The 17177-nt window shown below is 73.8% G+C and carries 15 protein-coding genes and 1 pseudogene; 10 read left to right on the top strand and 6 right to left on the bottom strand.

What is annotated here, in order from left to right; translation table 11 throughout:
• The first annotated feature begins 14 nt into the window (after window positions 1-14).
• The 5 genes from IE294_RS04400 (at window position 15) to IE294_RS04380 (ending at window position 7665) form a co-directional block, all read left to right on the top strand.
• Complete coding sequence (locus tag IE294_RS04400; RefSeq protein WP_189882433.1) at window positions 15-812, top strand: DUF1684 domain-containing protein; 798 nt, start codon at window positions 15-17, stop codon at window positions 810-812.
• 191 nt (window positions 813-1003) lie between these two features.
• Window positions 1004-1906, top strand: coding sequence for a S1 family peptidase (locus IE294_RS04395; protein WP_189882431.1), 903 nt, complete (start codon window positions 1004-1006; stop codon window positions 1904-1906).
• Between the two features lie 199 nt (window positions 1907-2105).
• Window positions 2106-5627: a DNA polymerase III subunit alpha gene (locus IE294_RS04390; protein WP_189882429.1), complete on the top strand. Its 3522-nt coding sequence runs from the start codon at window positions 2106-2108 to the stop codon at window positions 5625-5627.
• Window positions 5624-6658 carry a DNA polymerase Y family protein gene (locus IE294_RS04385; RefSeq protein WP_189882427.1) on the top strand — a complete coding sequence of 345 codons (1035 nt, stop codon included), beginning with the start codon at window positions 5624-5626 and terminating at the stop codon, window positions 6656-6658. Before IE294_RS04390 ends, IE294_RS04385 begins: the two co-directional genes overlap by 4 nt.
• 146 nt (window positions 6659-6804) lie before the next feature.
• The gene (locus tag IE294_RS04380) at window positions 6805-7665 is read left to right on the top strand and encodes an esterase/lipase family protein (protein ID WP_189882425.1); all 861 of its coding nucleotides are present in this window, start codon (window positions 6805-6807) and stop codon (window positions 7663-7665) included.
• A gap of 257 nt (window positions 7666-7922) precedes the next feature.
• Here IE294_RS04380 and IE294_RS48970 read toward each other — a convergent pair whose 3' ends face one another.
• On the bottom strand, window positions 7923-8057 hold the full coding sequence (locus tag IE294_RS48970) for a hypothetical protein (RefSeq protein ID WP_014671792.1): 135 nt from the start codon (window positions 8055-8057) through the stop codon (window positions 7923-7925).
• Between the two features lie 138 nt (window positions 8058-8195).
• Between IE294_RS48970 and IE294_RS04375 the strand changes: the two genes are divergently transcribed.
• A complete protein-coding gene (locus IE294_RS04375; protein ID WP_189882423.1) occupies window positions 8196-8816 on the top strand; it encodes a class I SAM-dependent methyltransferase in 621 nt (206 codons plus the stop codon).
• Window positions 8817-8838: 22 nt separating this feature from the next.
• Here IE294_RS04375 and IE294_RS04370 read toward each other — a convergent pair whose 3' ends face one another.
• The gene (locus IE294_RS04370) at window positions 8839-9339 is read right to left on the bottom strand and encodes a ribonuclease FAU-1 family protein (protein ID WP_189882421.1); all 501 of its coding nucleotides are present in this window, start codon (window positions 9337-9339) and stop codon (window positions 8839-8841) included.
• A complete protein-coding gene (locus IE294_RS04365) occupies window positions 9320-10249 on the bottom strand; it encodes a GNAT family N-acetyltransferase (RefSeq protein WP_189882419.1) in 930 nt (309 codons plus the stop codon). Before IE294_RS04365 ends, IE294_RS04370 begins: the two co-directional genes overlap by 20 nt.
• Window positions 10250-10320: 71 nt before the next feature.
• Here IE294_RS04365 and IE294_RS04360 point away from each other — a divergent pair, with 71 nt between their 5' ends.
• The gene (locus tag IE294_RS04360) at window positions 10321-10692 is read left to right on the top strand and encodes a GntR family transcriptional regulator (protein WP_014671788.1); all 372 of its coding nucleotides are present in this window, start codon (window positions 10321-10323) and stop codon (window positions 10690-10692) included.
• Window positions 10693-10716: 24 nt separating this feature from the next.
• Here the strand turns inward: IE294_RS04360 and IE294_RS04355 are convergent, their stop codons facing one another.
• Both IE294_RS04355 and IE294_RS04350 read right to left on the bottom strand, forming a co-directional pair.
• The gene (locus IE294_RS04355; protein ID WP_189882417.1) at window positions 10717-11487 is read right to left on the bottom strand and encodes a DUF72 domain-containing protein; all 771 of its coding nucleotides are present in this window, start codon (window positions 11485-11487) and stop codon (window positions 10717-10719) included.
• A gap of 15 nt (window positions 11488-11502) precedes the next feature.
• Window positions 11503-12597 (bottom strand): DUF5925 domain-containing protein, encoded by a 1095-nt coding sequence (locus IE294_RS04350; RefSeq protein ID WP_189882415.1) that lies wholly within the window; start codon window positions 12595-12597, stop codon window positions 11503-11505.
• Between the two features lie 218 nt (window positions 12598-12815).
• Here IE294_RS04350 and IE294_RS04345 point away from each other — a divergent pair, with 218 nt between their 5' ends.
• The gene (locus IE294_RS04345; RefSeq protein WP_189882413.1) at window positions 12816-13622 is read left to right on the top strand and encodes an SGNH/GDSL hydrolase family protein; all 807 of its coding nucleotides are present in this window, start codon (window positions 12816-12818) and stop codon (window positions 13620-13622) included.
• Window positions 13623-13801: 179 nt separating this feature from the next.
• Here the strand turns inward: IE294_RS04345 and IE294_RS04340 are convergent.
• Window positions 13802-15382 (bottom strand): annotated as a pseudogene (locus tag IE294_RS04340) (nickel transporter).
• Between the two features lie 317 nt (window positions 15383-15699).
• Here IE294_RS04340 and IE294_RS04335 point away from each other — a divergent pair.
• Window positions 15700-16242, top strand: coding sequence for a sigma-70 family RNA polymerase sigma factor (locus IE294_RS04335; RefSeq protein WP_189882412.1), 543 nt, complete (start codon window positions 15700-15702; stop codon window positions 16240-16242).
• Window positions 16239-17081 carry an anti-sigma factor gene (locus tag IE294_RS04330; protein WP_189882410.1) on the top strand — a complete coding sequence of 281 codons (843 nt, stop codon included), beginning with the start codon at window positions 16239-16241 and terminating at the stop codon, window positions 17079-17081. Before IE294_RS04335 ends, IE294_RS04330 begins: the two co-directional genes overlap by 4 nt.
• Window positions 17082-17177: the final 96 nt, after the last annotated feature.

Below are 17177 nucleotides of genomic sequence, written 5' to 3'. Positions count from 1 at the left end.
AAGGAACCGACGGCATGACGACGGACGCGTCCGACGCCTGGAAGCAGTGGCACGAGCAGCGCGTGGAGCAGGTCTCGGCGCCCTACGGGCCGCTCGCGCTGACCGCGACGCACTGGATCGAGGACTATCCGGATGGTCGAATTCCGGACATTCCCGGGAACTGGGTGGCGGACGAGGGCGGGGTGCTGCTCACCGCCGCCGGGACCGACGGCCTGACCGTGGACGGCCGGCCCTTCGCGGGTGAGGTCAGGCTGGCCGCCGACCGAGGTCCGCAGGCGCGGGCGCGGGTCGCGCTCGGCGGGAAGCGGCTGGTCGTGCTGGTGCGCGAGGGCGTCTGGGGGGTGCGGGTGTACGACCCCGGCTCCGCCGCCCGGCAGGCCTTCGAGGGCATCGAGGCCGGGCCCCACGACCCCCGCTGGTCGGTGCCGGGCCGGTTCACGCCGTACGAGGGCACGCGGACCGTCCGGCTCGGCAACGCGGACGGCCGCGAGCGCGGCTTCGACCTCGCCGGGGAGCTCGCCTTCACCCTGGCCGGACAGGAACGGACGCTGAAGGTCGCGCGGCAGGGGGACGGGCTGCTGTGGGCGGTGTTCGCCGACGCCACCAGTGGCGACACGAGCTTCCGGTTCCGCTTCCTCTTCGCGCCGGCCCCGGACGCCGAGGGACGCACGACCGTCGACTTCAACCGCGCCCAGCTCCCGCCGTGCGCCTTCGCCGACCACTTCATCTGCCCCTTCCCGCCCCCCGGCAACACGCTGGACGTGGCGATCGAGGCGGGGGAGCGCCACCTGAGCCGCTCACAGCCGGCGTAGCCGGCCTCAGCCGGGCGTGTGGGGGAGGGCCGACGGCCGAAAGGCACCCTTGTGCCGACCGGCCGTTCGGCCGAATACTCCCCCCAGCGCTTGTCAGGGGCATGCATATTCGAATCCGGTCAAGCCTCTGGCTGCGCCTCACGGGCCCCGACCCCACGCGGGCCCCCGACTTCCCTTGGAGGGAACGACAAGTGAGGATCAAGCGCACCACTCCCCGTGGCGGAACGGCGAGACGGGTCCGGCTGACCGCCGTGGCCACCGGCTTCCTGGCCGCGGCCGCGTTCGCCGCCCCCACCGCGAACGCCAGCGACGTCCACACGTTCAGCGCCACCCAGCTCACCAAGGCGAGCGACTCCGTCCGCCAGGCCGACGTCCCCGGCACCGCCTGGGCGGTGGACAGCAAGACCGGCCGCGTCGTCGTCACCGTGGACAGCACGGTGTCCCAGGCCGAGATCGCCAAGATCAGGAAGCAGGCCGGCGCCAACGCCGACGCCCTGGTCGTCAAGCACACGCCGGGCAAGTTCAACAAGCTGATCTCCGGCGGCGACGCCATCTACGCGAGCAGCTGGCGCTGCTCGCTGGGCTTCAACGTCCAGGACTCCAGCGGCAACTACTACTTCCTGACCGCCGGGCACTGCACCGACGGCGCGGGCACCTGGTGGTCGAACTCCTCCCACAGCACCACGCTCGGCACCACGGCCGGCTCCAGCTTCCCCGGCAACGACTACGGCATCGTGCGGTACACCAACAGCTCGGTGACCAAGTCCGGTGCCGTGGGCAGCCAGGACATCACCAGCGCCGCCACGCCCTCCGTGGGTACGACCGTCTACCGCCGCGGGTCCACCACCGGTACGCACAGCGGGCGCGTCACCGCGCTCAACGCCACGGTCAACTACGGCGGCGGCGACATCGTCTCCGGCCTGATCCAGACCACCGTCTGCGCCGAGCCCGGCGACTCCGGCGGCCCGCTGTACGGCGGCACCACGGCCTACGGTCTGACCTCGGGCGGCAGCGGTGACTGCACCTCCGGCGGCACGACGTTCTTCCAGCCGGTCACCGAGGCGCTGAGCGCCTACGGGGTGCACGTCTACTGACGGTCCGGCTCCGCTGACGGACGACACCGGGAAGCCCTCGCGCGCACGGCGCACGGGGGCTTCCTGATGCATTTGCGCAGGTGAGGGACGCTCGAACGAGGGTCGTACACATGTTCGGGAATGGAGGTATGGTGGGGGTGGGGAAACTGGGAACTGATGTTCGAGAGCCGTTCGGGGCTCACGAGTGCGGGAGGTGCGGGTGCCGGGCTTCGCGCATCTGCGCACCGTCTCCGGGTTCTCCCTGCGGTACGGGGCGTCCCACCCGGAGCGGCTGGCCGAGCGTGCCTCCGAGCGGGGGATGGACGCCCTCGCCCTGACCGATCGCGACACCCTCGCCGGGGCGGTGCGCTTCGCCAAGGCCTGCGCCGGTGCGGGTGTCCGTCCGCTGTTCGGAGTGGATCTGGCGGTGGCGACGGCGGAGCCCGTACGCCGTGACCGGCGGCGGACGCCGGTGCGCGGAGGCGCCTTCGTGGACGAGTCGGCCCCCCGCGCGACCTTCCTCGCCCGGGACGGCGCCCGCGGGTGGGCCGGTCTGTGCCGGCTCGTCACGGCGGCGCACGCGGGCGGGGGCGCTCCGCTGCTGCCCTGGGCCGGCCAGCACGGCGACGGCCTGGTGGTGCTGCTCGGGCCGGGGTCGGACGTGGGGCGCGCGCTCGCCGCCGGGCGGCCCGACCGGGCGGCCGAACTGCTCGTGCCGTGGCGCGAGATCCACGGCGACGCGCTGCGACTGGAGGCCGTCTGGCACGGCCGTACCGGTACGGGGCCCGGTTCCCTGCGGCTGGCGGCCCGCACCGTCGGGTTCGCCGCCGAGCAGGGGGTGCGGCCGGTGCTCAGCAACGCCGTCCGCTACGCCGATCCCGGGGCGGGGCCGGTCGCCGACGTGCTGGACGCCGCGCGGCGGCTGGTGCCGATCGACCCCCGGGGGGAGCTGGACTCCGGCGAGGCGTGGCTGAAGGACGCGCGGACCATGCTGGGCGTCGCCGAGCGGGTCGTGGAGGCCGCCGGGTTCCGGCGGGACACCGCCCACCGGCTGCTGGAGCAGACCCTGGCCACGGCCGCCGAGTGCCGCGTCGACCCCGAGGGCGACCTCGGCATCGGCACCGTCCACTTCCCCGAGGCGCACCTCGTCGGCGCCGGCCGGCGCACCGCGCAGCGGGCGCTCGCCTCACGGGCGGCGGAGGGGATGCTGCGGCTCGGGTACGGCGGGCGGCGCGCGTACTGGGAGCGGATGCACCAGGAGCTGGACATCATCGCCCATCACGGCTTCGCCTCCTACTTCCTGACGGTGGCCCAGGTGGTCGACGATGTCCGGGAGATGGGGATCCGGGTGGCCGCTCGCGGTTCCGGGGCCGGGTCGCTCGTCAACCACCTGCTCGGCATCGCGCACGCCGACCCGGTCGAGCACGGGCTGCTGATGGAACGCTTCCTGTCCAAGGAGCGGGTGGTGCTGCCGGACATCGACATCGACGTGGAGTCCGCGCGCCGGCTGGAGGTCTACCGGGCGATCATCGGCCGGTTCGGCACCGAGCGGGTCGCCACCGTCTCCATGCCGGAGACCTACCGGGTCCGGCACGCGATCCGGGACGTGGGCGCCGCGCTGTCCATGGACCCGGCCGAGATCGACCGGATCGCCAAGTCCTTCCCGCACATCCGGGCGCGCGACGCCCGCGCGGCGCTGGAGGAACTGCCCGAGCTGAAGCGGCTGGCGGGGGAGGTTCAGCGGGAAGGGGAGCGGTTCGGCAGGCTGTGGGAGCTGGTCGAGGCGCTCGACGCGCTGCCGCGCGGGATCGCCATGCACCCGTGCGGGGTGCTGCTGTCGGACGCCTCCCTGCTCGCCCGGACGCCCGTGGTGCCGACCAGCGGTGAGGGCCTGCCCATGTCGCAGTTCGACAAGGAGGACGTGGAGGACCTCGGGCTGCTCAAGCTGGACGTGCTGGGCGTGCGGATGCAGTCGGCGATGGCACACGCGGTCGCCGAGGTGGAGCGGGTGAGCGGGGAGCGGATCGACCTGGACGCGGTGGAGCCGGGGGACCCGGAGACGTACCGGCTGATCCGGTCCGCCGAGACCCTGGGGTGCTTCCAGATCGAGTCGCCGGGGCAGCGGGACCTGGTGGGGCGGCTCCAGCCGGCCGGCTTCCACGACCTGGTCGTCGACATCTCGCTGTTCCGGCCCGGCCCGGTCGCCGCCGACATGGTGCGGCCGTTCATCGAGGCGCGGCACGGGCGGGCGCCGGTGCGCTACCCGCACCCGGACCTGGAGGAGCCGCTGAAGGGGACGTACGGGGTCGTCGTCTTCCACGAGCAGATCATCGACATCGTCTCCGTCATGACCGGCTGCGGGCGCGGCGAGGCCGACCGGGTGCGGCGCGGGCTGTCCGACGCGGAGTCACAGGGGCGGATCAGGGTGTGGTTCGCCCAGCGGGCGGCGGCCAAGGGGTACGACGCGGAGACGATCCGGCGGACCTGGGAGATCGTGGAGGCCTTCGGGTCCTACGGCTTCTGCAAGGCGCACGCCGTCGCCTTCGCCGTACCCACCTACCAGTCGGCGTGGCTGAAGGCCCATCACCCCGCCGCCTTCTACGCCGGGCTGCTCACGCACGACCCCGGGATGTACCCGAAGCGGCTGCTGCTGGCCGACGCGCGGCGGCGCGGGGTGCCGATCCTGCCACTGGACGTGAATGTCTCCGGGGTCGCACACAGAGTCGAACTGGTGTCTGAATCACCGGCGGTGTGGGGGCTGCGGCTCGCGCTCTGCGACGTCCACGGCATCAGCGAGGCCGAGGCGCGGCGGATCGCGGACGGGCAGCCGTACTCCTCGCTGGTGGACTTCTGGGAGCGGGCCCGGCCCAGCCGGCCGCTCGCCGGGCGGCTCGCGCAGGTGGGCGCGCTGGACGCCTTCGGCGCCAACCGGCGCGATCTGCAACTGCACCTGACCGAGCTGCACCGTGGCGCCCGGGGCGGTGGCGGTGGCCAGCTCCCCCTGGCCGGCGGGCGGAAGACCGCACCGGCCGGGCTGCCGGACCTGACCTCGGCGGAGAGGCTCAGCGCCGAGCTGGGCGTGCTGTCCATGGACGCCTCGCGCAATCTGATGGACGACCACCGGGAGTTCCTGAAGGAACTGGGCGTGGTCTCCGCGCGCCGGCTGCGCGAGGCCCGGCACGGCGAGACCGTGCTGGTCGCGGGCGCCAAGGCGGCCACCCAGACCCCGCCGATCCGCTCCGGCAAGCGGGTCATCTTCTCCACCCTGGACGACGGGACGGGACTGGTGGACCTGGCCTTCTTCGACGACTCGCACGACGCCTGCGCCCACACCGTCTTCCACTCCTGGCTGCTGCTGGTGCGCGGAGTGGTGCAGCGGCGCGGTCCGCGCAGCCTGAGCGTGGTGGGCTCCGCCGCCTGGAACCTCGCCGAACTGGTGGAGGTGCGGCACACGGAGGGACTCGACGGGGTCGCGGCCCGGCTGGCCGGACCGTCCGGCGCGGACGGCTCCCCGGCCGGGGGCGACGGCGGTCCGCTGCGGGCCCGGCTCGCCGGTTCCGAGGGACTGCCCGCGCCGGCCGGCTCCGCGGCCCCTGACCCGATGGCGGGCCGGACGATCCGCATGTCCACGGGGTACGAGATGCACCCCTGGGCCGACCTGCGGCCCGCCGGCCAGGACGCCGCACAAGGACCTTCGTCGATACGGAAGTTGTGGCACCAGAGTCCGGGGAGTGCGGGATGACGATTCTCTGCGTACGTTTCCAGCTGCCGCCGATGTACGAGGCGGCCCTGCCGGAACTGCTCGGGCTGCTGGAGGAGTTCACCCCGGTCGTGGAGGCACTGCCGCCGGACGGGGCGCTGGCCGATCTGCGCGGTGCCGAGCGGTACTTCGGGCGCGGCGCGGTGGAGCTGGCCTCGGTGATCCGGGTGCGGGCCCTCGCGCGGTACGGCGTCGACTGCGCGATCGGCGCCGGGCCGGGCCCGATGCTGGCCCGCGTGGCGCTGCGGCACGCCCGGCCCGGTGTGACCTGCGCGGTGCCCGAGGACGCGGTCGCCGAGTTCCTCGCCGACAAGCCCGTCGCCGCGGTGCCCGGCGTCGGCGCGGCGACCGCCCGCACCCTCGACGACTACGGCCTGGACACCCTGGGCCGGGTCGCCGCCGCGCCGCTGTCCACGCTCCAGCGGCTGATCGGCGCCAAGGCGGGCCGCGAGCTGCGAGAGAAGGCGAGCGGCATCGACCGCGGCCGGGTCGTCCCGAACGCCGTCTCGCGGTCGCTGGTGACGGAACGTGCCTTCGACATCGACGAGTTGGACCCCGACCGGCACCGCCGGGCGCTGCTGTCGGCCGCCGAGGAGATCGGCTCCCGGCTGCGTGCGGTGGAGAAGGTCTGCCGCACCCTGACCCTCACCGTGCGCTACGCCGGCCTCCCCCACTCCCGGCTTCGCTCCCGTGGGGGGACCCCCACCTCGACCACCCGCAGCCGCACCCTGCGGGAGCCGACCGCGCACTCCGCGGACCTGACCAGGGCGGCCTACGGCATGTACGAGGCGCTCGGCCTGCAACGCGCCCGGGTCCGCGCGCTCGCCCTGCGCGCCGAGGGCCTGACCCCCGCCGACCAGGCCACCCACCAGCTCACCTTCGATCCCGTGGACGAGAAGGTCCGCCGTGTCGAGGAGGTCGCGGACCGCGCGCGGGCGAAGTTCGGGCCACGGGCGGTGATGCCGGGGACGCTGGCCCTGGTGCGCGCGCCCGGCCGGCCCACGGCGGCGTGAGGCACCGGTTGTCACCGGAAGTTTTTACTGACGCGTAACTTCACACTCGCCCTACTCGCTCGTAACTTGACGAGTGAACAGCATCCCGTGATCCGGATCACAGGGTCAGGCCGTGCACCTCCCGTGAGCCGCAAGGAGATCACCCGATGCTGCCCTGGAAACGAGCGCTCAGACCCCTCGCCGCACTGCTCCTCACCGCCGCCGTCGCCGTCGTACCGGCCGCCACCGCCAGAGCCTCCGACGCTCCCGGTTCCGGCTGGAACGACTACACCTGCAAGCCCTCCGCCGCGCACCCCCGCCCCGTCGTCCTCGTCCACGGCACCCTGGGCAACTCGGTCGACAACTGGCTCGGCCTCGCCCCCTACTTGAAGACCCGCGGATACTGCGTCTACTCCCTCGACTACGGCCAACTGCCCGGCGTCCCCCTCTTCCACGGCCTCGGCCCCATCGACAAGTCGGCCGGACAACTGGCCGTCTTCGTCGACAAGGTGCTCGCCGCCACCGGAGCCGCACGGGCCGACCTGGTCGGCCACTCCCAGGGCGGCATGATGCCCCGCTACTACCTGAAGTTCCTCGGCGGAGCAGCCAAGGTGAACGCCCTCGTCGGCATCGCCCCCGACAACCACGGCACCGACCTGGACGGCCTCACCCGCCTGCTGCCGTACTTCCCCGGCGCCGAGGACCTGCTCAAGGCCACCACCCCCGGCCTCGCCGACCAGATCACCGGCTCCTCCTTCCTCACCGAGCTCAACGCGGGCGGCGACACCGTCCCCGGGGTGCGCTACACAGTCATCGCCACCCGGTACGACGAGGTGGTCACCCCCTGGCGCACCCAGTACCTGAGCGGTTCCGGCGTCCGCAACGTCCTGCTCCAGGACCTGTGCCCGCTCGACCTCTCCGAGCACCTCGCGATCGGCCTGTTCGACCGGATCGCCTTCCACGAGGTGGCCAACGCGCTCGACCCGGCCCACGCCACCGCCACCACCTGCGCGTCCGCCGGGAGCTGACATGCCGCCGGGACCTGTCCGGCCTGAGCCGCCGGACAGGCCCCGGAACCCTCACCGGCGCTGACCGCCGGGCATGCGGGGCGCGGGCATGCGGGGCGGGCTCGGATCCCGTGGGGTGATCCGACGCTAATCCCGGGAGAGCGGGCGGAGGAGATCCTTATGGTCCGCTTAAGGAAGCGCTCAGACTGCGCTCAGGTAGATGGCGTGCAGACATGATCGACGTGATGGGGGAGCGGCTGCGCCGAGATGCCGCCGTGTCAGCCGTCGGGCCACCAGGTGCGGGCGATGTCCTTGCGCACCTCGGGGCGTCCCGCCGGGCGCTCCTCCGCCTCGTCGCGGATCCGGCGGCTGTCCGTCCTCTTCAGGGGCTTCTGCACGGTCGTACGGCGCATGGCTGCCTCCTTCAGCGCCCACCGGGTTCCGCGTTGTCACGGAGGTAGACGCTTTCGGCGAGAGTTCCTCATCGGTGCCGGTTTGTCAGTGGCGGCTGTCACGTCCGCACTGTCAGTGGCGTGTGTCACTCTCTGGGCATGACGAGCGAGAACACGCACACCGTTGCTGCTGCCCCGGAAGCGGACTGGGATGCGCTGGCCGCCGCCTTCGACGACGAACCGGACCACGGCCTGCGCGACCCCGAAGTGCGCGCGGCCTGGGCGGACCGGCTGCGGACCTGGCTCCCCGGGCACCCCGCGGACGTCCTCGACCTCGGCTGCGGCACCGGCAGCCTGTCACTCCTCGCCGTCGAGCAGGGGCACCGGGTCACGGGTGTCGACCGGTCCCCGGCGATGGCCGAGCGGGCCCGGGCCAAGCTCGCCGGGCGCCCCGCGACGATCCTGTGCGGGGACGCCGTGGCCCCGCCGCTGGGGGAGCGGCGCTTCGACGTGGTCCTCGTGCGGCACGTGCTGTGGGCGCTGCCGGACCCGGCCGGGGTACTGCGGCACTGGCGGGAGCTGCTGCGCCCCGGAGGCCGGTTCGTCCTGGTCGAGGGCGTGTGGGGGACTCCCGGCCCGGTCGGCATACCGGCTGCCCGGCTCACCGCCCTGCTGGAGCCGCTGAGCCGGGGCGTGCGCGTGGAGCGACTGTCCGACGACTCCCTGCTGTGGGGCAAGGACGTGGACGACGAGCGGTACGCGGTGGTGGCCACGGTGTGACACCGCGGCGCCGGGGCGCCGGTCAGGCCAGCAACCTGGCGAACCCGTCGGGGCGGATGGCCAGCGCCTCCAGCGCGTCGAGGGCGGCCACCGCGGCGGACGCGGCCTCCGGGTCCGTCTCCGTGAGGCCGCTCTCGGCGAACTCGTCCTCGTCCAGACGCCGTACGTCCCGCCCGTCCGCGGAGCGCCACAGGTCCAGGTCGAGATCCTCCACGACCAGCTGCGCGCCGGAGCTGACCGCGGGACGCGTGATGTCGCAGTACCAGCCCTTGACCGAGCCGTCCGCCGCGCGGACCTCCTTCACCGAGTACCACCGGTCGCGCCAGTAGTACTCGGTGAACACGTCACCGGGCTCGAACCGCACGAACCCGAAGTCCCGGACCCCCGAGCCCGCCCAGGGCGCGCGGACGGAGATCCGGTTGCCGTCGTCCCCGAGCAGTTCCGCCGGGTAACGGATCTTCGTGCGGCCCGCCTTGACCAGGACGACCTCCAGCCGGGCCGGCTCAGCCGAGTTCGCGGACATAACGCACCTCCGTCGCGCAGACCTCGTACCCGAGCCACTTGTTGATCGCGATCATGGGAGCGTTGCCGGTGTCGTTGCCCGTGAAGGCCTCGGTGACACCGGCGGCGCGGGCCCGGTGCAGAGAGTGGATCTTGGCGAGCTTGGCCAGGCCACGGCCGCGGTGGGCGCGGGCGGTGCCGGTCATCGCCGTGGAGTAGCGGCCGTCGCCGTCGGTGTAGGCCACGGTGAAGGCGACCGGACGGCCGTCGACACAGGCGGCCGTGGTCAGCTCCCGGTCCAGCAGCGGGTGGTGCCAGGTCTGCGCGAGCCAGGCGTCGTAGTCCGTGAACTCGTAGTCCACGTCGCTCGGTTCGTCGAGCACCGTCTCCGCGTCCAGCTCGAACAGCGGCCGGGGGTCGTCCGCGAAGTCGGCGGCCGTGCGCAGTTCGACGCCGGACGGGACCACCGGGAGCGGCGGCAGCGTGCCGGCCGCCAGGTCCAGGCGGAGGAAGTGCGCGGAGCGGCCTCGCCGGTAGCCGCGCCGCTCGGCGAAGTCCTGGCCGGCCGGCTCGTCCAGGGCCCAGGCGAACAGCTTGGTCGCGCCCACCTCCGCCAGGTACTCCTCGGCGGCCCGGACCAGCAGCCGGCCGGCACCGCGGCGGGTCCGGTCGGGGCGGACGTAGACGTTGAGGGCGCCCTGGCCCGGGTCGGGGCTCTCGGGGATCAGATGCACCTGTGCCGTGCCGATGATCTCGCCGTCCTCCTCCGCGACGAGCGGCCGGAAGCGGGCGTCCGGGTGCGTACGGGCCACCGTGTGCCGGACCGATTCCGGCGTGAACAGGACGTACGGCAGAGCGAGGCGGCGGACACGGGCAAAGCCCTCGGCGTCCGCGGGGACGTCGGGGCGCAGAGGACGCACGAGGACTGTCATGAGCAGGCACCGTACGGGCCGGGAGGGCCGGGTGCCTCTCATTTTCCGGCGGGTGCGGGACAATCGGCCGTGTGAGCCTGAAGATCCGCATCGATGACAGCGCGCCCCCGTACGAGCAGGTGCGGGCGCAGATCTCCGAGCAGGCGCGGTCCGGCGCGCTCCCGGTGGGGTACCGGCTGCCGACCGTGCGGGGGCTGGCCGAGTCCCTGGGGCTCGCGGTGAACACGGTGGCGAAGGCGTACCGGGCGCTGGAGGGCGACGGGGTGATCGAGACGCGGGGGCGCAACGGCACGTTCGTGGCCGCCGCCGGCTCGGCCGCGGTGCGGGAGGCATCCCTGGCCGCCCAGGCGTACGTCGAGCGTGTGCGGCGGCTCGGGCTCGCCGAGGACGAGGCGCTGGGTGCCGTGCGGGACGCTCTGCGGGCGGCCTACGGGGAGGGCTGAGGCGGGTCCGGGCACCACCCGCCGTCAGCTCAGTTCCGCCGGCTCCGGTGTTCTCGTCACCGTCCGGCCCGCCCGCCGCGCCGCCCGGGCGAACGTGACCGCGTCCTGGACCGCCGCGCCCCCGGGGTCGTTGTTGAAGTACGCGTACACGTCCTCCGCGTCGGACCAGGTCGTCGCGACACGGTCCACCCAGGTGTCCAGGGAGCGGCGGCCGTAGCGCGGCCAGGGCCGGGCGCGGCCCTGGTGGAAGCGGACGTAGCCCCAGTCGGCGGTGCGCCACAGCGGGGTGACCGGGCGGGCCAGGACGTCCGCCCAGCACAGGGCCGCGCCACGGGACGCCAGCACCTCGCGCACCTCGCCCGTCCACCAGGAGTCGTGGCGGGGTTCCACCGCGACCCTCCTGCCGGCCGGGAAGCAGGCCAGGCAGGCGTCCAGCAGCAGCGGGTCGGCGCGCAGGGTGGGCGGGAGCTGGAGGAGGACCGGGCCCAGGCGGTCGCCGAGGCCCGCCGCGTGGGCCATCAGGCGGTGCACCGGCTCCTCGGGGTCCCGGAGCCGCTTGATGTGGGTGAGGTACCGGCTGGCCTTGACCGTGACCACGAAGTCCGGCGGGACGCGTCCGCGCCAGGCGGCGAAGGTGTCGTACGACGGCAGCCGGTAGAACGCGTTGTTGATCTCCACGGTCGCGAACAGCCGGGTGTACTCCTCCAGCCACAGCCGCGTCGGCACCCCGGCCGGGTAGACGTGGTCCCGCCAGTCCTTGTACTGCCACCCCGACGTGCCGACGAACAGGGTCATACCCTCATGAAAGCACTACAGGTACAGGCCCGCGTCCGCGCCCTCCCGGGCCCCCGGCACCGAGGTCGGCGCGGTGCCCCGGCGCAGCGCGTACAGCTCGGCGAGGGTCGCGCCGTCCCGGCCGACGCCCTCCTCGGTGCCGAGCCACTTCACCGCCTCCTGGCGGGTCAGCGGACCGACCTCGATGCGGGCCAGGCAGCGGCCGGGGCGGACCACGGCCGGGTGCAGCCGCTCCAGGTCCTCGTTGGTGGTGACGCCCACCAGGACGTTGCGGCCCTGGCCGAGCAGGCCGTCGGTGAGGTTCAGCAGCCGGGACAGGGCCTGCCCGGCCGTGTGCCGGGCCTCGCCCCGGATCAGCTCGTCGCAGTCCTCCAGCAGCAGCAGCCGCCAACGGCCCTTGCCCGCGCCGTCGTCCTCCCCGATGGCGATGTCCATCAGATAGCCGACGTCGGAGAAGAGCCGCTCCGGGTCCAGCACGCAGTCGACCTGGCACCAGTCGCGCCAGGAACGGGCGAGGGTGCGCAGGGCTGAGGTCTTGCCGGTGCCCGGCGGGCCGTGGAGCAGCAGCAGCCGGCCCGCGATGTCCTGCGGGGTCGTCTTCATCAGGTGGTCCATCGCGTCCGCCACCGGCGCCGTGTAGTTGGGCCGGACCTCGTCCCAGGTCCCCGCGGAGATCTGCCGGGTGGTGCGGTGCGGGCCGCGCCTGGGGGAGACGTACCAGAACCCCATCGTCACGTTCTCCGGCTGCGGTTCCGGCTCGTCGGCCGCGCCGTCGGTGGCCTGGTCGAGGATCCGCTTGGCCAGTTCGGCGCTGGTCGCGGTGACCGTGACGTCCGCGCCCCGGTTCCAGCGGGAGACCAGCAGGGTCCAGCCGTCCCCTTCGGCGAGGGTCGCGCTGCGGTCGTCGTCACGGGCCGTCCGCAGCACGCGGGCGCCCTCCGGCAGCAGGGTCGCGCCCGAGCGCACCCGGTCGATGTTCGCGGCGTGCGAGTACGGCTGCTCGCCCGTCGCGAAGCGGCCGAGGAACAGCGCGTCGACGACGTCGGACGGCGAGTCGGAGTCGTCGACGTGGAGCCGGATCGGCAGAGCGTCGTGTGGGTTGGCAGACATGCCGCCATGATCCGTCACGGATGCACTCGGCGCACGGCATTTCCGTCTCTTGGCGTTGACGGGGCGTCAACCGACGGGGCCCGCACGGGCAAGAGACGAGCGGTGAACGTCTCGGGCCGATCCTGTCGAGATGACAAAACTTTTGGCATGGACACTTCCTGTCAACACGCGTAGCTGCTACCACAGTTGTTGCAGACATCCTGCTAAAGGGAGGTTCCATGAGACGTTCCCGACTTACCGGATTCGTGACCTCGCTCCTCCTCGCCGCCGGCCTCGGTCTCACCGGGGCCGCTTCGGCGCAGGCGTCCTCGACCGCCGCGACCGGCGGCTACGTCGCGCTCGGCGACTCCTACTCCTCCGGGGTGGGCGCCGGGAGTTACCTCAGCATGAGCGGCGCTTGCGACCGCAGCACGAAGGCCTACCCCTACCTGTGGAACGCCGCCCACAGCCCCTCCTCGTTCGCCTTCAACGCCTGCTCCGGCGCGAAGACGGACGACGTGCTCGCCAACCAGCTCGGCTCGCTGAACTCCTCGACCTCACTGGTGTCCATCACCATCGGCGGCAACGACGCCGGTTTCGCCGACGTGATGACCACCTGTGTGACCAGCTCGGACAGCACGTGCCTGTCCCGCATCAACACCGCCAGGGCGTACGTCGCCAACACGCTCCCCGGCAAGCTGGACACCGTCTACAACGCGATCAGCGCCAAAGCCCCGTCCGCCCGGGTGGTCGTCATCGGCTACCCCCGCTTCTACCTGCTCGGCCAGACCTGCCTCGGCCTCTCCGAGACCAAGCGGTCCGCCATCAACGACGCCGCCGACTACATGGACAACACCATCAAGGCCCGCGCCACCGCCCACAACTTCGTCTTCGGCGACGTCCGCACCACGTTCTCCGGCCACGAGATCTGCTCCGGCGACTCCTGGCTGCACAGCGTCAACTGGCTCGACATCGGCGAGTCGTACCACCCGACCGCGTCCGGCCAGTCCGGCGGCTACCTGCCGGTGCTGAACAACGCGGCATGACCCGTTCGGGCTCACCCGGCAGGGTGATGTTCTCAGGGTGACGTTCTCAAGCCGGCGTCCTCAAGCCGGTGTTCTCAGGGTGAGGCCGAAGGTGAGGCGGAGGTCCCGGACGACGGGGTCTCCGCCGCCGTCGTACGCCCGCCGGGAACGACGGCGTCCTCCCTCCCCGGAGAATCAGCTCAGCCCAGCGCGGATGCGGCCCCCCTGAGCACCAGTCCCATGCCCAGCGCCGGCACGACCAGGGCCGACCCGAGCGGCAGGGCCCGGCGCGCCAGGACGGCCACCGGATGGGCGCTCCCGCGCGGGCGCCGCTCCAGCACCCGCACCGCCCCCGCACCCAGCCGTACGACGGCGAACCCGGCGGCGATGAGCGTCAGCGGGAGACCGGCCCCGTACGCCACGACGAGCAGCAGCCCGAACCAGGCCGTGCCGAGCGCGGCGGCGCCGACCAGGACGACCACGGCGGACGGGCTGGGCACCAGCCCGCCGGTGAACCCCAGCAGGATCGTGCCGCGGAGTGTGGGCGCGGTGGGGTGACCGTGCGTGTGGCCGCCGTGGGTGTGCGTGGGACCACCATGGTGTGGCCGCCGTGGGTGTGCGTGTGGGGGTGTGTGTGGTCCCCATGGGTGTGTTCCACACCGTCGTGGCGGTGATGGTGGTGACCGGCACTGTGTCCGCCGCCCACCGTCGCCAACTCCCGCTGCCCTGCCCCGTCCTGGGCCGCGACGGTCGCCCGCGCACGGTCGCGCCAGGCACGGCGAACGAGGGTGACGCCCGCCGCCAGCACCAGGACGCCACCGGTGAGGCCCAGCCAGGAGATCACCGCCGGTGTGGCCGCCGAGCCGGCCGTGACCAGCAGGCCCAGGGCGACCACGCCGAGGGTGTGGGTCACGGTGACCGAGGCGGCCATCGGCAGCACGTCCCGTGGCCGGGGCCGGCCCCCGCGCGCCGCCGCCGTCGCGGCCATCAGGGTCCTGCCGTGGCCGGCGCGAGCACGTGCAGCGCGCCCAGGGCGACGGCGATGAGCAGGGCCAGAGCGGCGAAGCCGACGGTGAGGTCGCGCCGGGCCACCAGATCGTCCAGGGCCCGGGTCCAGCGGTCGGCACCCCGGGGGGGGCACACCGGCACCCGGCGCCGCCTGCCGCTGCGCGTCCGCCGCGAGCGCCGGGCCACCGGGCCGCACCCGCGGCGAGGCCGTCCCGGTGTCGGCGGGGGAGGACAGCAGGCCCTGGGGGAGGAGGTCGGTTCCCGGGACACCGGCCCCTCCGGCACGTCGGTCGCGGTGAGCGTCATGCGGTCGCCCCGCGCCGTGATCTCCCGCCGGCCGGGCCCGCCGGCGGCGCCCGCGCCCCGGAAGCCGAGGGCGACGGTGCTCGCGCGGGGCAGCGGGGCGGTCGGCCGGCACTCCACGCGCAGGGTGTCGAGGCCGGCCCGGCCGGGACGTGGGCGCGCTGCCGCGGGGCGGCGGTGAGGGCGGTCGTACGCCCGTCGACCCGGAGGGCGCTGTCGGCGGCGGCCCGTGCGCACCGCCGCCGGGTCCACGCGCTCAGCCCCAGCCGCTCGATGTCGGCCTCGGCCTGGGTCGCCGGGATCCCGGCGAGGTCCTCCCCATGGTCGACGCGGAGCCGTCCGGGAGCGGCGACCAGGCCGTCGTAGCGGTTGACGGTGAAGTTGCCGAGGGGGTGGGCGTTCGCGGTGCCCGCCGGGAGCAGGGCCAGGGCGCACACGGCGATCAGGACGCACAGCGGACGCGGTGTCACTCGGCGCGGACGCGGTTCCGCCGGGCGTGGACGCGGTGTCACTCGGCTCCCTCCAGCCCCTCGCGGGCCCGGTCCGCACCCGGCGGGCAGAAGCCGGGGTTCAGTTCCAGGGCCGAGGCGAGCGAGGCGCGCCCGGCCGCCCGGTGGCCGGTTCGGAGCGGGAACGCCGATCGGATGGGTCGGCCGGGAAGACCTTTCACCGCCCCCGGACCCGCGTTTCCGGCCCGCTGATCCGTACCCCCTCGGGGAGGTGTGTCACGGTGCGGATGCGCGGTGCGCGAGGAAGAGCCGGCTGCGGCCACGGAGAGGGGGCCGGCATGCGGGCGGACGAGCTGCTGGTGCTCGTGGCCGGCGGCGATCACAGGGCGTTCGAGGAACTGTACGGCCTGGTCTCCGGGCCGGTGTTCGGCCTGGTGCGCCGGGTGGTGCGGGACCCCGCCCAGTCCGAGGAGGTCGCCCAGGAGGTCCTGCTCGAACTGTGGCGCTCCGCCGCCCGGTTCGACCCCGGCCGGGGCAGCGCCCTGTCCTGGGTCCTCACCCTCGCCCACCGCCGCGCGGTCGACCGGGTGCGCAGCGCCCGCGCGGCCGGCGAACGCGAGCAGCGCGAGGCCCTGCGCGCCGGGGAGGTCGCGTTCGACCAGGTTGCCGAGGAGGTCGAGGCCGGCCTGGAACGCGAGTGGGTGCGCCGCTGCCTGAACCGGCTCACGGCCCTGCAACGCCAGTCGGTGACCCTGGCCTACTACGACGGGTACACCTACCGTGAGGTGGCCGAGCGGCTCTCGCTGCCGCTCGGCACCGTCAAGACGCGGATGCGCGACGGACTCACCCGGCTGCGCCAGTGCCTGGGAGGCGCCGCATGAGCATCCTCGGCAAGCTGGTGCGCCGCGAGGACCCGCACTCCCTCGCCGCGCCCTACGCGCTCGACGCGCTGGAACCGGGCGAGCGGCGCCGCTTCGAGAAGCACCTGGCGGGCTGCGACCGCTGCGCCGCCGAGGTGCGGGAGCTGGCCGAGGACGCGGTCCGCCTCGCCTGGTCCGCGGCGGCCCCGGCGCCCCCCGCCCTGCGCGAGCGGGTCCTGGCCGCCGTCCGCAGCACCCCGCAGGAGCCGGCGCGCAGCCGCGCGGGCGCGCGGGACCGGGCGTCGGCCCGGGAGCGCGCGCCCAAGCTGCCGCCGCACGTCTGGGGCACCCAGCCCCCGCCGGGCCGCGCCCGTACGCCCCGGACGCGCCCGCTCTTCGTCCCGTTCGCCACGGTCACGGCCGCCGCGGCGCTCGTCGTCGCCTCCCTCTTCGCGGTACAGGCGCACCGCACCGAGGACCGGCTCGCCGCCGAGCGGGGCCGGGCACGTGAGATCGCCCACGTTCTGGCCGCACCGGACGCCCGCGCGGTGAGCAGCGAGGACGCGCGCGGTCGCAGTATCGGAGTAATCGCTTCCGCCTCCGAGCGCGAGGCCGTCGTCACCCTCAGCGGGTACGGCACCCCGTCCGGCGGGCGCGTGCACCAGCTCTGGCTCATGCGTCCCCGGGTGCGACCGCGCTCCCTGGGGCTCCTCGCGGGCGACACGCCCCTGGTCGCCAAGGGGCTCGGCGCCTCCTCGACGTCACTCGCCGTGACCGTCGAGCCTGACGGTGGGTCAGCACGGCCGTCTGGTCAGCCCCTTGTCCAACTCACCCTGAAATCGGTCGGATTCGGAGAGTAGTCAAAGGCGGATGATCAACCACCTTATGGGGAAGGTGAATCCTGTGGCCGAGATACACGCGTGCCCCACCGGGGCGATAGGGTTACCCTGCCCGGG

The organism is Streptomyces canarius (assembly GCF_014650735.1).
Classification (GTDB): Bacteria; Actinomycetota; Actinomycetes; order Streptomycetales; family Streptomycetaceae; genus Streptomyces; species Streptomyces olivaceoviridis.
Note: the sequence above shows the minus strand (reverse complement) of the source record. Positions and strands in the feature narration are given on the sequence as shown.

Excerpts from the sequence above, each read along its gene's own strand:
- IE294_RS04400 (WP_189882433.1), top strand. The coding sequence starts at position 15 with ATGACGACGGACGCGTCCGACGCCTGGAAGCAGTGGCACGAGCAGCGC.
- IE294_RS04385 (WP_189882427.1), top strand. The coding sequence starts at position 5,624 with ATGACGATTCTCTGCGTACGTTTCCAGCTGCCGCCGATGTACGAGGCG.
- IE294_RS04380 (WP_189882425.1), top strand. The coding sequence starts at position 6,805 with ATGCTGCCCTGGAAACGAGCGCTCAGACCCCTCGCCGCACTGCTCCTC.
- IE294_RS48970 (WP_014671792.1), bottom strand. The coding sequence starts at position 8,057 with ATGCGCCGTACGACCGTGCAGAAGCCCCTGAAGAGGACGGACAGCCGC.
- IE294_RS04375 (WP_189882423.1), top strand. The coding sequence starts at position 8,196 with ATGACGAGCGAGAACACGCACACCGTTGCTGCTGCCCCGGAAGCGGAC.
- IE294_RS04370 (WP_189882421.1), bottom strand. The coding sequence starts at position 9,339 with ATGTCCGCGAACTCGGCTGAGCCGGCCCGGCTGGAGGTCGTCCTGGTC.
- IE294_RS04365 (WP_189882419.1), bottom strand. The coding sequence starts at position 10,249 with ATGACAGTCCTCGTGCGTCCTCTGCGCCCCGACGTCCCCGCGGACGCC.
- IE294_RS04355 (WP_189882417.1), bottom strand. The coding sequence starts at position 11,487 with ATGACCCTGTTCGTCGGCACGTCGGGGTGGCAGTACAAGGACTGGCGG.
- IE294_RS04350 (WP_189882415.1), bottom strand. The coding sequence starts at position 12,597 with ATGTCTGCCAACCCACACGACGCTCTGCCGATCCGGCTCCACGTCGAC.
- IE294_RS04345 (WP_189882413.1), top strand. The coding sequence starts at position 12,816 with ATGAGACGTTCCCGACTTACCGGATTCGTGACCTCGCTCCTCCTCGCC.
- IE294_RS04335 (WP_189882412.1), top strand. The coding sequence starts at position 15,700 with ATGCGGGCGGACGAGCTGCTGGTGCTCGTGGCCGGCGGCGATCACAGG.
- IE294_RS04330 (WP_189882410.1), top strand. The coding sequence starts at position 16,239 with ATGAGCATCCTCGGCAAGCTGGTGCGCCGCGAGGACCCGCACTCCCTC.